This window comes from Baaleninema sp. (genome assembly GCF_049974805.1).
GTDB lineage: Bacteria > Cyanobacteriota > Cyanobacteriia > Cyanobacteriales > Geitlerinemataceae > Baaleninema.
Window position 1 is genome coordinate 2,851 of the sequence record NZ_JBNGCO010000102.1, and the last position, 14,589, is coordinate 17,439.

Below are 14,589 nucleotides of genomic sequence, written 5' to 3' on the forward strand. Positions count from 1 at the left end.
AACCGGAAGCAGAAATCTCCGTCAGCGAAGAAACAGTTCCCGTCACCGAAACCACCCGCCAAGCGGAACCCGCCGAGGACGCCACAGCCCCCACAGAACCGGAAGCAGAAATCTCCGTCAGCGAAGAAACAGTTCCCGTCACCGAAACCACTGCAACCGCAGAACCCGAAGCGGAACCGGAACCCGCCGAGGAAGAGAGCGAGGTACGATCGACAGAAGGCGAACCGTCTCAATCCGAAGACTCCGAATCCCAAACCGAGTTACAACAAAACACTCCATGACGAACATTCCCACTCCGCGCCTTCTCCTGTCTACTTTACTCCCCTATCTCAAAACCGCTGGCGCTTACGCCCGCGAGATTCAATCGCGGATTGGCGTCCGTCCGCAGAAAGACTACCCAGAAAATGCCTTTGCAGCAGCATTAAGCGATGCGGACTTGTCGGTTCAAAACTTCGTAGAAGTGGCACTGTTGGCGCATTTCCCGCAGGTGCGCTTTTTCGGCGAAGAACACGAACAATCCGCCAATACCAAGTATTTCCGGGCGATCGATCTCGGGGAGGCGGGAGATTATCTCGTCACCCTCGATCCCATCGATGGAACCCGGTTTTATCTCGACGGACACCCCAACTATCAAGTGATTCTCTGCGTCCTCGATCGCGACGAATTTCAGGGGGTTCTCGCCCTGTCTCCCAGCGAAAACGCCTACTATTACGCTTTGCGGGGTGAAGGGGCCTTTCGAGGCACTCTAGAGGACGAATTCGAGGACGCGCAGCGGTTCTACATCGAACCCAAGCATCCGACGGTGTATTTGGGACTGGGGTTAACCCCCATCGCACAGGCGTTGAAAGACCGCTATACGGTGATTGATTTGGCGGTGGATTACTCCTCAGAGGTCGCGGTTCCCAATTTCAACAAAATGCTGGCGAACGAGTTGACGGGGGCGATTCTCGATTCCGGTAAGTTCATCGACGGCGCAGCCTTAGCGTTCGTGGCGCAGGAAGCCGGATGTATCGTCACCACCTTCGACGGTTCGCCGCCGCCACCGTTACACGAGTGCGACAACTACGAACGTCCCAGTCTGGTGGTGGCGTCTTCGGAGACGGTTCACCAAGATCTTCTCGAGGCGGTGCGATCGCGATAGCAGTACATCACCCAGTCGCCCCAGCCAAATCGCCGAAACCTCCTCCAAATCCTCTGTTGGAGGAGGTTTCGCTTGGGTTGCAGAGGCATCGATCGCCCTCACGATCGACCGAGTCGCGTTATTAATAAAGATAAAGACAGTTGGCTCAGTTGTCAGCAACGAACAACAGAGACGGCTGTTTTTCACTATCACTGTAATGAGGTTTACCAAAAAAGGGGGATTTGCGGTGAACGCTGCCGAACAAGCCAAAGACTTCCAAATTGCCAGTAAAATCGCGGCTGTGGTGAACGTGTTCAAAGGCGAGTTTCCCGATTTGCGATCGGATCTTAAGCCTTGGACGAACGATCCCGAAACGCGAGAAATGCTCGATCCCGACTCGATCGATATCAGCTTCCACTTTCCCGGCTACAGTTTCCGGTGTCACAGCCGTAGCATTCTCATTCAAATTCGCTTTCATACCGTCGAATCCGAACCTCGCGCCATCGGCCTCGAAGTGGCTGGATTCAGTGGACTCGGACGCCAATGGGTGTTTTCAACCATCGAAAACTGGCAGTTCGTCGGAAAAAAAGAACCTGTTCCCGACGTGCAAGAAAAACTCAAACATTGCTGTCGTCAAACTTTAGAAATTTTCAACCGTCCGAACGAGTCTTTGGCGAGTTGATCGTCCGTGAGTTGTTGATAGTATCTGGTCGGTGCGTGACGATGTCTCGGTCTTACGATTCACACCTGATTGTTCGAGTCACGCACCCTATCGGTGCGTGACTGGGAACTTTTGCCCAGCCACACCCCCAAGTCGTTGCCGCTATGGGTCTTTTCCATGGTATCAGACTTCTTGAACGCCACCTGCCTCTCGCGAGGTGGGGGATTGCGTCGCGCTCTTGTTCAAAAAAAATATGTAAAAACTCTCGATAAAAAAATAAGCCCAGGAAGTATCTATTCCTTTTAAAAAAAGGATATAGAACGAATTCCCGGGCTTTTTCCCCGCCGTATAGCAGCTCGATAACTTCTCAGGTGTGGAGCGATCGATTAACGCTGCCTGCTTCTCTCAGACCAGACATTTAAAGAACAAATCTTTAAACCGGAACCCTAGAAGCTTGTGTTTATCGTCAAAAACGATTGATTACTTTTGTTTTTTAACACCATTAAAAATACAGAGTCGTAACAATAGTTACAAAGCAGCCGAATCGCTCAAAATTTGAGATTCAACTGGTCGATCGCCCCGGTGGTGCAGAAAACTTTTCGAGATTTTTGATTGACAAAATACACAAAATATGCATTTAAGTTCGAGCCAGATACCCGGCAATAGAGCAATATCTTTTCTAACAAGGATTTCAGGACTGTTCTGCACCCGGAAGGGGCGATCGCCCCTAACGATCGTCCGATCGGTCTTCAGAGGGCAACAACGTCCGCAAACGTTGCAGTTGAGACATAGCCCATTTCGCTGTCTCTCGCACTTCCTCGTCCGTATCAGCCGCACTCAGTTGTAACAACTGACTCATCTGCACGATGGAATCATAAATGCGGGTCAAATCGCGAATGGCGTTTTTCCGCACCTCGGGGCTGTCGTCTTGCAGCGACAACATCAACGCCTGCTTCATCGGCTGCATCGTGCGCGTCCCGATTTCCGACAGCACCGACAAAATCAAACTGCGCTGTTGCGAGTCCGAATCCGTCAGCAACGCCACCAACGGCTGAATCGCCCGAGAATCGCCCCGCTGTCCCAACTCCCAAATCGCTTGACGCCGCCGTTGGGGATCGGGGTGCTGCAAATCCCGCACTAACGCTTCGACAATACTCATACGCGGCAGGCGCGTTACGGCGTCCGTTTTCTCCTGAGCCGTCGAAGCAGGCGTTGGGGCGATCGCCCCGGTTTCCGACGCCGTCTGTTCGGCCGAGGCACTATCGCCGTAACCGTTCTCCGTTTTAGGCTCCTGGGAGGTCTGAGGCGTCTCGGGTTTCGGTTTGGGCGAGTGCGTTGGCACCTGATTCCCCTCGACCTCACCCGTCTTGTCCGCAGGTTCGAACGGCGGTTTAGAAACCCTGTCCGCCTCGAAATCTTCCGCCTCGAAATCTTCCGCCTCGAAATCTTCCGCCTCTAACCCCTCTTCGTATTCCACATCTTGGCGAAACATCGCCAAAATCACAACAAACAGCAGTCCGCCGATGAGAAAAACCCCCAACGCCCCCAGACCCCAAATCAACCAAGAGATAGCCCCACCGCCGGCCGATTCCTGGGACGACTCTTCCGCCGTCGCCTCTGGGGTCGCCGTCGCCTCTGGGGTCGCGCCGTCTGGAGACGAGGTGTTTTCGCGCAAGGCGGCCAGTCGTTCCCAGGTCGTCTCACCCACCACACCGTCAACGGGCAGCCCTTGCTTTTCCTGAAAATCCGCCACCATGATATCTGTCGCGAGATCGAAGGTTCCCGTTACCTCGCCCTTGAAATAGCCCAATTCTTTAAGCCACCGTTGGAGAAGTTCCACCGCTTCTCCTTCGTCGCCCAAACTGAGACGGGGCAACTCAGCCGGATCGAGATTCTCTTGTGACGGTGAGGGAGCGTCTTCGGCGGACTGCGGGGGAGGGTCTTCCGCTTGTGCCACGATCGCGATCGCTCTCGGAGAAGCCCGAACCTCTGTAGCCGTTGCTGTGGAGACGTTAAGGGTCCAAAAGGTTAACCAGGAACAGACAAACGCCACCGACCGCGTCCGACGGACGCGATGGCTGGTGACAGAAGACAGACGATCGGGAACTGACGCCATGAGGAAAGAACGCGCGTTGGGTTAAGAGTTCGTCGATTCGAGAACCCACTCTCCGACTTACGAGCGCAACACCTTCGATTCCGAATCTTCCGAAGACGCTTTAGAAGCTGGAACTCGAGAGCCTTCGAGAACCGACGCCGACTCAGTAGCCGGTTGGGATTTTCGCCAGTCAGAGAAGCAGGGCAGGCGATCGCGACGCTCGATCAGATAGACGCTAACGAGCGTAACACTCGCCCCGACCCACTGAACGGGGGTCAGCACTTCACCGAGGAACACATAACCGAACAACAAAGCGAAAATCGGCGTAAAAAAGGTTAAAGAACTGAGACTGGTTAAGTTTCCTCGAGCGGCGAAGTAGAAAAACAGACCGTAAGCCACAGCACTGCCGAAAACCGTGGCGTAGCTTAACGCCAACCAGTCGGTCGGGGCTAACTGTTGCCAAGGCTGAGATTCGATCGCAGCCGAAATTCCAAACAGGGGCAATCCACCCAAAATCATGTGCCATCCCGTCGCGACCACCGGATCGGCATATTCTGACACTTTCGGCATCATCACCGTCCCGATTGCCATCGAGAGCGCTGCCAACAGCATCAGCCATTCTCCCTGTTGGAACACGCGATCGATGTTAACCGATGTCGCCACAAAATCCAGGTTCAACGCCGCGAGAAACCACTCGTCCGGCAAACCGATGGCGCTAATTCCGATCAGCCCCGTTGCCAAGCCCAGCCAGCCCCAAAAACCGATGAATTCACCAAACAGCAGCCAGGACAACACCGCTACCACCAGCGGTTGAGAGTCGATGGCCACCGAACCCAGACCCGCACCCGTTTTTACCAATCCCGACGCCAGAAATCCTTGAAAGAGCGCCCCGTCCACCAGGGCGAACAGACCAATCCACAGCCATGCTTTCAGCGTTTGCGGTTGAGGACGTTTGGCGATCGCCGCCGCCAGCAACAGGAGGAGTCCAGCCGGGACCAACCGCACCCCTGCCATAAAAAACGGCGTCGTATGAGGAATGACCCCTTTCATGGCCACCATAGCCGTCCCCCAAAAGAAAAACGGTGCCAGCAGGAAAAACGCCTGTCCGTTCCACTCGAGATGATTGGAGTTGTTTGCCATAAGTTCCCGATTGTCTGTCTTCTGTAAGTTCGTCCAGTCGAGAGATTCGCTCAACCGCTCGATCGCTGCGAATCTCCCTGGCCGATCTCGATCTTTGTATATTTATGTTAAGCGATCGATTTCACCTTCTACCGGGAACCGGGAACAGTATCTCCGAAAGCTCCCCCTCTCCGAAAGCTCCCCGACTCGCCCTCTCGATCGCCATTGACCGAGCGTTCCTGTTACACTCGACTAGCACTGGTTCGTATTCTCGAAACTACCGATAAAGCAACCTATGGTTGGGTTTTTCAGAAAATTTCGCAAGCAAATCGCCCGCATCGAAGTCACGGGCGCGATCGCCTCAACAACCCGAGAAAAAGTCCTCGAAGCCTTAAAAACCGTCGAACGCCGCAAATTTCCCGCCCTCGTGCTGCGCGTTGACAGCCCTGGGGGAACTGTCGCCGATTCCCACGAAATCTATCAAGCTCTCAAACAACTCCGCCAGAAAACAGGCATCAAAATCGTCGCCAGTTTCGGCAATCTGGCCGCCTCTGGGGGCGTGTATATTGGCATGGGCGCCGAGCGCATCGTGGCCAATCCCGGAACCATTACCGGGAGTATCGGCGTGATTTTGCGTGGAAATAACCTCGAACGGCTTCTCGATAAAATTGGAGTGTCCTTTAAAACCATTAAATCGGGGCCGTACAAAGATATTTTGGCCTTCGATCGCGAACTGACCGACTCGGAAAAAAACATCTTGCAAGAACTCATCGATACCACCTACCTACAGTTCGTCGAAACGGTGGCGGAATCCCGCAACTTAGCCGTCGAAACCGTGCGGGAATTCGCCGACGGTCGCATTTTTAACGGACAGCAAGCCCTGTCTCTGGGACTGGTGGACAGTCTCGGTACAGAAGACGACGCGCGACGCACCGCCGCCGAACTGGCCGGACTCGACCCCAACCGGACGGAGTTCTGTACCGTCGAAACCCGAAAACCCCTGTGGGCGCGTCTGTTTCGCTCGAGTGCCAGCGTCTCTCGCCTCTCGAGTCTCGGAGAGTGGTTAGAATTTGAACTGTCTACGAGCGGTTTACCCCTGTGGATGTACCGTCCTTAACGACATCGAATAAGTAAATACGATAAAAAATCGATCGCGATAATATGGAGGTTTGTGTAGTGGAAGCGGACTGGACAGTACGAGCGATTCGGGGGGCGACGACCGTTCCCGAAAATTCGGCCGAAGCCATTCGCAGCGCCGTCGAAGAACTGCTCGACGAACTCGAGCGACATAACTCGTTCGAACCCGAGCAAATTATCAGCTTGACCTTCTCGGTCACGCGAGATCTCGATACGCTGTTTCCAGCTTCAGTGGCGCGATCGCGTCCCCGTTGGGAAAACGTTCCCTTGCTCGATGTCCAACATATGCACGTCGAACAGGATCTCGAACGCTGCGTGCGCTTCCTCCTTCACGTCAATTTACCCGCTTCGGCAAGGGTCTATCACCCTTACCTACGCCGCGCCCAAAGCCTGCGACCGGATTGGAACCTCTCGACGGTCGGCTCTCAGTAGTCCGAGAGGGGGTTCCAGAACAGATTCCCGCCCCCCTGGGCGGGGCGGTAGGTGGTTCGGCCAAGCGGTTCGTTCAGATCGCTCGAGGTCTATGCTGCTGCGCTTGCAGATCGAAAATTTCGCCCTCATCGACTCCCTCCATCTGGAGTTCGGACGGGGGCTAAACGTCTTGACCGGCGAAACGGGGGCGGGGAAATCCATCGTCCTCGACGCCCTCGATGCGGTTCTCGGTGGTAAGGCTAGCCGTCGCGCTATCCGAACGGGGGCCGATCGCGCTTGCATCGAAGCTACTTTTGCTTTCAGTGAGGAGGTGGTCGCCTGTCGTCGCGATTTAATCGCCAGTCGGCGAGGCTGTCGCAGTAAATACCGCTTTGACGGACGCGCCGCTAATCAAAAAGATGTGCTGCAATGGCGCGATGGGGTGGTGGAAATCGCCGCCCAGGGTCAAGCGGTGCAGTTGGGGCAAACGCCCCACCAACGGCAACTGCTGGATTTGTACGGCGGAAGGGAACTTCTCGCCGCCCGAGAGGTGGTGGCCTCCGCCTTCGATCGCCTGCAACAGGCCGAAAAGGCCTTGGCCGAACGGCTCGATCGAGACCGACAGCGGGCGCAACAACTGGACCTCTGGAGGTTCCAACTCGAAGAATTGCAAAACGCGCAACTCGAGAGTCCCGAGGAACTCGATGACTTGCAACGGGAAGCGCAACGACTCAGCCACGTGGTGGAACTGCAACAGCAAAGCTACCGCGTCTATCAAGCTCTCTACGACAGCGACGACGACGCGGCCGCCGCCTCGGACCTCTTGGGAGACGCTGAGGCGGTGTTGGACGATATGGTGCAGTTCGACGACCGCGTGGAATCGATTTTGACCCTGGTGCGGGAAGCTCTGGTGCGCGTGGAAGAAGCGGGACAGCAAATTAACGCCTACGCCGACGAGTTGGAAGTCGATCCCGAACGGTTGCAAGTGGTCGGCGATCGCATCCGACAACTCAAACAAATTTGTCGCAAATACGGACCGACTCTCGCCGACGCCATCGATCGCTATCGCACGTTACAAGCACAACTCGACGATCTCGAAGACGGCGATCGATCGATCGAAACCCTCGAACGCCACTGTCAAACCCGACGAGAGGAACTCCACGCCGCCTGTCAGCAGTTGACGCACCTGCGACGCCAAGCCGCCCAAAAGCTCGAACTGCGCTTGGTGGACGCCCTCAAACCCCTGGCCATGGAAAAGGTTAAATTCAAAGTCGATCTCGCCCCAATCCCCCCCAACCGCACCGGGAGCGATCGCGTCACCTTTCTCTTGAGCGCCAACCCCGGCGAACCCCTGCAACCCCTCAGCGAAACTGCCTCTGGCGGCGAAATGAGCCGCTTTTTGCTGGCCTTGAAAGCCTGTTTTAGTGAGGTGGACGACGTGGCAACCCTGGTTTTCGACGAAATTGACGTGGGCGTCTCCGGCCGCGTCGCCGGTACCATCGCCGAAACCCTCTATCGCCTCAGCCAACGACATCAAGTCCTCTGCGTGACTCACCAACCCCTCGTCGCCGCCATGGCCGACCGCCATTTTCACGTGGCGAAAGAAGCCGCGATCAATGGTCGCGGCGAACGCACGGTCATCAGCGTTCGGGTTCTCGACGAGGGCGAACGACGCCGCGAACTGGCTCAACTGGCCAGCGGCCAGGGAGAAGGCGAAGCCAGCGACTCCGCCGCCTCCGCCTTCGCCGACGAATTGCTCGATCGCGCCGAACGCCTGCGATCGATACTCAAAGGCGATCGCGAGGTCATGAGGGGATGAAGGGATGAGGGAGCGGCGATCGAGCTACCCATTCGAGCAGTTCGGATAAATTCCGAGTTTTCCCGGCCGACAGATCTCCTCCGAATTGGTAATAATAAGTACCAAAGACCCCTATGCCAACGCGATTCTCAAAAACTCCACCGCTCACCCCCCCAAAACGGATAGAGCATCAACACGCGATCGCAAATTTCCCCGCGACACTCCACAAAAATCGATCGGCGGGTACACTGAGGATGTGTCGGCCGGCCTCGCCGATCGATCGACTGCGCCTTTCTCTCTCGTTCGACTTCAACCGACAATAAATTTCGCGGACAGTTGCCCGTCTGTTCACCGTATCAGCTTCTCCGTCAAGAGCTATGACATCTGCATCTCCGAAAACGCCCGCCGTAGATACTGACGTGACGATCGATGTCAAACCTCAGTATAACGAGCCGAAAGCCGTTCACCAGCAGGCGGCGTCTAGTAGCGCTCTAGCCACTACAAAAGGAAGCTTCGGCGAATTCCTCGCACCGCTCAACCGCGATAAGTTTACTGACGTCGTGCGGGGAGTCGAAGAAAAACTCAAGGTGGTCAACCAAACCTTGGGGATGCTCGATAGCTTGCTGGAAAGTCAAGGATTCGACGCGATTCTCGACGAAATGTTGAGATCGATCGCCCTCAAAACCGGAGAGCTACTCCACGCCGATCGCACCACGATTTTCCTCCTCGACGAAGAGAAAAACGAACTCTTTACCATCGTCGCCAAAGACGAAAGGGGTAACGCCTTAGAAATTCGTTTTCCCGCCACCGCCGGAATTGCTGGGGAAGCCGCCACCTTCAAAAAAATTATTAACATTCCCTACGATTTCTACGACGACGATCGATCGGAAACCGCTAAGAAATTCGATAAAAAGAATAACTACCGCACCTATACAATGCTGACGATGCCTCTGCTCAACGAAGAGACAGAGGATCTCGTGGCAGTGGTGCAACTGATTAACAAACTCAAAATCGAAGCTGACGAGGACGCCCCCCTCGAAGAAAAAATCGATAAAAACGGGTTTACCAGCGAAGACGAACAGGTTTTTCGGGAGTTCGCCCCCTCCATCCGTCTGATTCTCGAATCCTCGAAATCCTTCTACGCCGCCACTCAAAAACAACGGGCGGCTTCGGCGTTAATGAGTGCCGTTAACTCTCTGAGTAAGAGCAGCCTCGACCTCGAAGATACCCTCAAACGGGTGATGGACGAAGCCAAAGAGTTGATGAACGCCGATCGCTCCACACTCTGGCTTCTCGACGAAGAAAAAGGAGAACTCTGGACGAAAATTCCCGGCGTCGGCGAACTGCGCATCCCCCGTCACGCCGGGTTTGCCGGAATGGTGGCCGAATCCGGCGAACCGCTACTGATTCCCTTCGACCTCTACGACGACGAGCGATCGCAAACCTCCAAGGAAACCGACCAAAAAACTAAATATCGCACCTGTAGTATGCTCTGTATGCCGGTGTTCAACTCCGACAACGAACTCATCGGCGTCACCCAGCTCATCAACAAGAAAAAACAAGGGGAATATCCCCCTTACGACCCCGAAACCTGGCCCGAAGCCCCGGAACAGTGGAAAGCCAGCTTCAACCGCACGGACATGGAGTTCATGCAGGCGTTTAACATCCAAGCTGGGGTCGCCCTGCAAAACGCCAAACTGTTCGAGACAGTCAAACAACAAGAACAACGGCAAAAAGACATCCTTCGCAGTCTCACCAACGGCGTCATCTCGACCGACAAGCAAGGACGCATCATCGCCGCCAACGAATGCGCGAAAGCACTCCTGGGTTTTGCGGAAGAGGAACTGCTCGAAGGCATGAACCTGCGGGAAATGGTTCACTTGCAAGAAGGGAAGTTTGCTGAGTGGTTCGAGGCAGCCCTCGACCCCAAAGAAGAGAAAGACCGACAGCAGTACTATCCCAACCAAATTTTAAAAGTGGTCGATCGCAAAGACGGCCAGAGCGTTAACCTCACCATCAACTCCATGGCCGACGCCAGCGACCCCAGCAAAGTCAACGGCGCCCTGGTGGTTCTCGAGGACATCAGCGACGAAATGGAAGTCAAAAACTTGATGTACAAGTACATGACGCCCGAAGTGGCTGAAGCCCTCCTGGCCAGCGGCGACACCGGCCTCGGCGGCAAACGGAAACAGGTCTCGGTGCTGTTTTCTGATATCCGCAGCTACACCACCCTCACGGAAAAACTCCAACCGGAAGAAGTGGTGACGATGCTCAACGAGTACTTTGAAGAGATGGTAGACGCCGTGTTTCAGTACGGCGGCACCCTCGATAAGTACATCGGCGACGCGCTAATGGCGGTGTTCGGCTCTCCGGCGCCCCTGGAAGACCGCGAATGGTGCGCGATACAAACGGCGATCGCGATGCGCCAGCGGTTGGCGGAATTTAACGAGAAACGGGTAGCCAGCGGTCAAATGGCTATCCAAATCGGGATTGGCATTCACTCCGATAGCGTCGTCAGCGGTAACATCGGCTCCAGCAAACGCATGGAACTGACCTCCATCGGCGACGGCGTGAACTTAGCCTCGCGTTTGGAAGGGGCCAGCAAACAGTACGGCACCGATTTGATTATCAGCGAACAAACCTATCAGCCCAACGCCCATCGCTTGGTGGTTCGAGAGTTGGATTTCATCACGGTCAAAGGAAAAACTCGACCCGTGACCATTTACGAAGCGATCGCCGTGACGGAAGGGGAACTGGCCACCCCCGTGAGCGACGACCAACAACGGATTATCGACCACTATCACCAGGGACGCCATTACTACCTGCAACCCGCCCGGGAAAAACTCGATATGGAGGACTTTATGCCTCTGTTGGCGCAATTGGAGGGAATATCGGACGAGGAACTACAAAGCCTCGGTTACGACCCTGAGAAACTCTTGCGGCGGTTCTTGGGCGCGATGACTCGGGAAAAGGCCATCGAGGTGTTTACGGAATCGACCCTCAAACGGTTGCTCGTCACCGAAGACCTCAACGAACTCTCCGAAAGCGATATTCAACGGTTGCTACCGTTTAAACTCAAGCAGATGACCCCCCGTTTGCTGAAGAAATTATGGATTGAAAAACTCTTGCAATTTACGGGATTTTCGGAAGTCCGAGATATGTTGCGGGAGGAAGCTGCCGAACTCTCGACCGCCCAGATTCAGAAACTCATCGACCTGGCGAAACCGCCGTTGAAGGCAAAATCCAAACAGTCGTTCCACCAGGCGCGGGAAGAATTTCAAAAGGTTTTGGAAATCGATCCGCAGAATAAGGCGGCCAAATTACATATCGAGCGTTGTATGCTATTTGAACAGCAACCTCCGGCAGAAGATTGGGACGGGGTTTGGAAGCTGACGAACAAGTAGTTTTCCACACAGCCCGAAAGCGGGGTTTTTGAGAGCGTCGCCTTCGGGAGTCTCGAGATTAAATCGGGTGTCGATTTCAACAAGCAAAGCAGTTAAAAATGCGAGATACGATCGATCTAAACTGGCAGTCCTCTGAATACGAATGGATCGAACTCGTCCGACAGCTTCTGTTAGAACTGGCGAGAGCGTGTTTGGGCGATTTGCCTAAGCTGCCCATGCACGTGGCTCAACAAGCCCGGCCGATGGCGGAAACCGCCGGACGCTTGTTAGACGAGGCGCGATCGCGCGGCATTGCGGAGGCGCAATGGAAACATTACCCCGAGTTGGCTTGGACTCACGACGCCCGCAAGTTGTTTTTGGAACTGGCGCAGGTGTACTTGTCAGACTTGCCGAAACTGCCGGACAACGCCTCGATTCGCGCCCTGGATTTGGCCGAACGCGCTCAGACGCTCCTCGAAAACCCGATGGATTCGGCGTCTGAGTCTTCCTCGTCGGACTCCTCTCAGGAAAACCCTACGCCGTCTCAGACGGCGGAAACCACACCGTCCCACGGGGAAAACCTCGAGAATGCCTCGCCGTCCAAGTTGATGAGCCTGTTAAAAGGTCGCTTGGAACAGCAGCGATCGCGCAGCAGCAACCCCGACGCCCCGGAGTGGCAACAACTCCTCAATTTGCTCGATGTGGCGCAAGGGTTGTATCGGAATTTAAAAGAATAGTCAAACGAATCGATTTGAACGTTTTCAAGTTTAAACGGACGGACGCGCCCAGCGCGAAGCAACTGATGTCAACTGTTTCGATCGATCGATCGATTTTTGCCACCCTGGCGGCGATCGCCCTCTCCGTCGCCGTCGATGTCGTTAAGCCTCCTGTGGCGCGATCGCAAACCTCCGATTCCCGGGCGTTTGGGTTGTTGTGTTTGCAGAGCGATCGCCTCGAACCCGAAACCCAAAAAACCATCGACGCCTTACTCGACCTGGCCGAGGCCAACAACTGCATCGACGCCGCCCAAACCCTCGCCGCCTCCGAGGAACTCAACCTCAGCGTCCGCGAAATTTCCGATCTCCGTCCCCTGGCGACCCTCCCTCACCTGCGACGACTCGATTTAAGTCTCAATCAAATCGAAGATCTATCGCCGTTGGCTGAACTGCCGAACCTGCAAGAACTCCTGATTTCCAACAATCAGATTTCCAACGTATCGCCCCTGGCAGACTTAGACTTAATCAAACTCAACCTCGACAGCAACCAAGTTTTCGATTTATCGCCTCTCGCCAACCAAGACCAACTCATCAGTTTGAGCGTTCGGGACAACCAAGTATCCGATGTCAGTCCGCTGTCTTCCCTGACAAAACTCGAAGCCCTCTTCCTCGACGGCAATCAAATCTCCGATCTCAGTCCCCTCACCTCGCTATCTAACTTAGACGGCATGGATTTGAGCCGCAACCAAATCGAAGATTTATCGCCCCTCTCGGACATGGAAAACTTGGTTTGGATTGCCCTCAGCAACAACCAAATTCGCGATTTACAGCCCTTGCGTCCTTTGTTGGCGTTGACAGAAATCGATTTAAGTGGTAATAGAATCTCCGATTTGCGGCCGTTACAAGGACTGTCCGCAATGGACGAGTTGTTTCTCAACAACAACGAAATTTCCGACGTGGAGCCGTTGGCAGACTTAACGGGATTGACGGCGTTGTTTCTCAGCGGCAACCAAATCTCCGATATCGAGCCGTTGAGTTCCCTGACGAACCTCTCGCGACTGCTGCTGACGGACAATCCCATCGAAAACCCCACCTGTCCCGTAAAGCCCGATCGTGCCTGTCGCTTTTAAGCCGCTGTCGCCGCGTTGCAGGTAACGCGGCGGCGACTCTTTTTCAAATTTTTTCGCGATCGCCCTTGCCATCCCCAAATTAGATGCTATAATAGCAAAACGCCAAACATAAGGCGTCCAACACATGGCGGGCGTAGCCAAGAGGTTAAGGCAGTGGATTGTGGTTCCACCATTCGTGGGTTCGAGTCCCATCGTCCGCCCTTTTTAAATCACCAGTCTTTTACAAAACCCTTGGACTTACCGGAACGCAGCGCCCCCAGCCATCGATGCTGGTGGGCGTTCTCTAGAAATTGCTGTAATTCTTACCAGTTCGGGCAGAAAATCAAATTCCAATCGGAGTGAGAAGATCGACGAGTCAGTTGGCTCGTTGCAGGAGCCACCCCACACCGTACCCCAAACGGGTCGCCCTCGGAAATAAGTCACGAGATTGACATCCTCTCCCAGCAACCCGTTCTGGGTATGCAGGGAGATTCCTTGGGTCGCCCCAAAGATTTCCGGCTTCAACAGGTGCCAGCTAGACTGAGCCACCTCAGCCCCCGCTGCCTCCCCTCCACAGGCAGTTTCGATTCCCCGTTGCCCACGGGTACAGATAACTTGTCCACTCGCCACATCACGGGGTTTAATTGACCCGCTGTTATGGCAGTGATGGATTCGAGTTGAGAGGTCTTTGCGAACCTTTGCCCCACAATCTGGGCATTCCTGAGAAGTGCCACGGGCGTCCACCTTGCCGTAATACACATCACGCTTCCAGCACACCCAGGGAAGGATCTGATTCACAAATTGTCCCAGCCCAGCATCTAGGGTGTGTTTGCCTAGCATTCCTATCCCCCCTTCGCCCCCTATCCCCCGATTTGCGGTTGGAGGGGTGACGCTGATTTGAACGGTGCGACGACGATTAAACTCCTGGGGCAGTCTGTAAGCCTGCCTGGAACGCGCAACCCTCTATCTTGCTCCCTGCCAGATAGTTTGACATCCTCACCGCCCTAGAAGGACGGTGATTCCTACCCACAGGTAGTTAC

10 protein-coding genes, 1 tRNA gene, 2 pseudogenes and 1 riboswitch are annotated in these 14,589 nt (G+C 54.8%); of the genes and pseudogenes, 10 read left to right on the forward strand and 3 right to left on the reverse strand.

From position 1 onward, the window contains the following. From ACP5D4_RS17135 to ACP5D4_RS17145, 3 genes and pseudogenes are all read left to right on the forward strand, one after another. A pseudogene (locus tag ACP5D4_RS17135) lies at positions 1–281 on the forward strand (hypothetical protein); the annotation flags it as partial. Further along, positions 278–1,141, forward strand: a complete 864-nt coding sequence (locus ACP5D4_RS17140; RefSeq protein WP_428012834.1) for an inositol monophosphatase family protein — start codon at positions 278–280, stop codon at positions 1,139–1,141. The pseudogene ACP5D4_RS17135 and the gene ACP5D4_RS17140, both read left to right, overlap by 4 nt. Positions 1,142–1,337: 196 nt before the next feature. Then, a complete protein-coding gene (locus ACP5D4_RS17145) occupies positions 1,338–1,802 on the forward strand; it encodes a hypothetical protein (RefSeq protein WP_428012835.1) in 465 nt (154 codons plus the stop codon). A gap of 302 nt (positions 1,803–2,104) precedes the next feature. Next, positions 2,105–2,242: riboswitch (guanidine-I (ykkC/yxkD leader) on the reverse strand. Positions 2,243–2,508: 266 nt separating this feature from the next. Here the strand turns inward: ACP5D4_RS17145 and ACP5D4_RS17150 are convergent. After that, a complete protein-coding gene (locus ACP5D4_RS17150; RefSeq protein WP_428012836.1) occupies positions 2,509–3,897 on the reverse strand; it encodes a peptidoglycan-binding protein in 1,389 nt (462 codons plus the stop codon). Positions 3,898–3,954: 57 nt separating this feature from the next. After that, positions 3,955–5,016: a DMT family transporter gene (locus ACP5D4_RS17155; protein WP_428012843.1), complete on the reverse strand. Its 1,062-nt coding sequence runs from the start codon at positions 5,014–5,016 to the stop codon at positions 3,955–3,957. Between the two features lie 274 nt (positions 5,017–5,290). On the opposite strand from ACP5D4_RS17155, the gene sppA reads away from it, so the two are divergent. From sppA to ACP5D4_RS17190, 7 genes are all read left to right on the forward strand, one after another. Continuing rightward, a complete protein-coding gene (gene sppA, locus ACP5D4_RS17160; RefSeq protein ID WP_428012837.1) occupies positions 5,291–6,112 on the forward strand; it encodes a signal peptide peptidase SppA in 822 nt (273 codons plus the stop codon). 44 nt (positions 6,113–6,156) lie between these two features. Continuing rightward, positions 6,157–6,564, forward strand: coding sequence for a chorismate mutase (gene aroH, locus ACP5D4_RS17165; protein WP_428012838.1), 408 nt, complete (start codon positions 6,157–6,159; stop codon positions 6,562–6,564). Positions 6,565–6,655: 91 nt separating this feature from the next. Beyond that, on the forward strand, positions 6,656–8,362 hold the full coding sequence (gene recN, locus ACP5D4_RS17170; RefSeq protein WP_428012839.1) for a DNA repair protein RecN: 1,707 nt from the start codon (positions 6,656–6,658) through the stop codon (positions 8,360–8,362). 356 nt (positions 8,363–8,718) lie between these two features. Then, positions 8,719–11,745 (forward strand): GAF domain-containing protein, encoded by a 3,027-nt coding sequence (locus tag ACP5D4_RS17175; RefSeq protein ID WP_428012840.1) that lies wholly within the window; start codon positions 8,719–8,721, stop codon positions 11,743–11,745. A 98-nt stretch (positions 11,746–11,843) separates the two neighbouring features. Further along, positions 11,844–12,461 carry a hypothetical protein gene (locus ACP5D4_RS17180; RefSeq protein WP_428012841.1) on the forward strand — a complete coding sequence of 206 codons (618 nt, stop codon included), beginning with the start codon at positions 11,844–11,846 and terminating at the stop codon, positions 12,459–12,461. Positions 12,462–12,526: 65 nt separating this feature from the next. After that, positions 12,527–13,570: a leucine-rich repeat domain-containing protein gene (locus ACP5D4_RS17185; RefSeq protein WP_428012842.1), complete on the forward strand. Its 1,044-nt coding sequence runs from the start codon at positions 12,527–12,529 to the stop codon at positions 13,568–13,570. 127 nt (positions 13,571–13,697) lie between these two features. Next, a tRNA-His gene (locus ACP5D4_RS17190) sits at positions 13,698–13,770 on the forward strand. A 37-nt stretch (positions 13,771–13,807) separates the two neighbouring features. Here ACP5D4_RS17190 and ACP5D4_RS17195 read toward each other — a convergent pair. Continuing rightward, positions 13,808–14,392: pseudogene (locus tag ACP5D4_RS17195) on the reverse strand (zinc ribbon domain-containing protein); the annotation flags it as partial. Positions 14,393–14,589 lie beyond the last annotated feature (197 nt).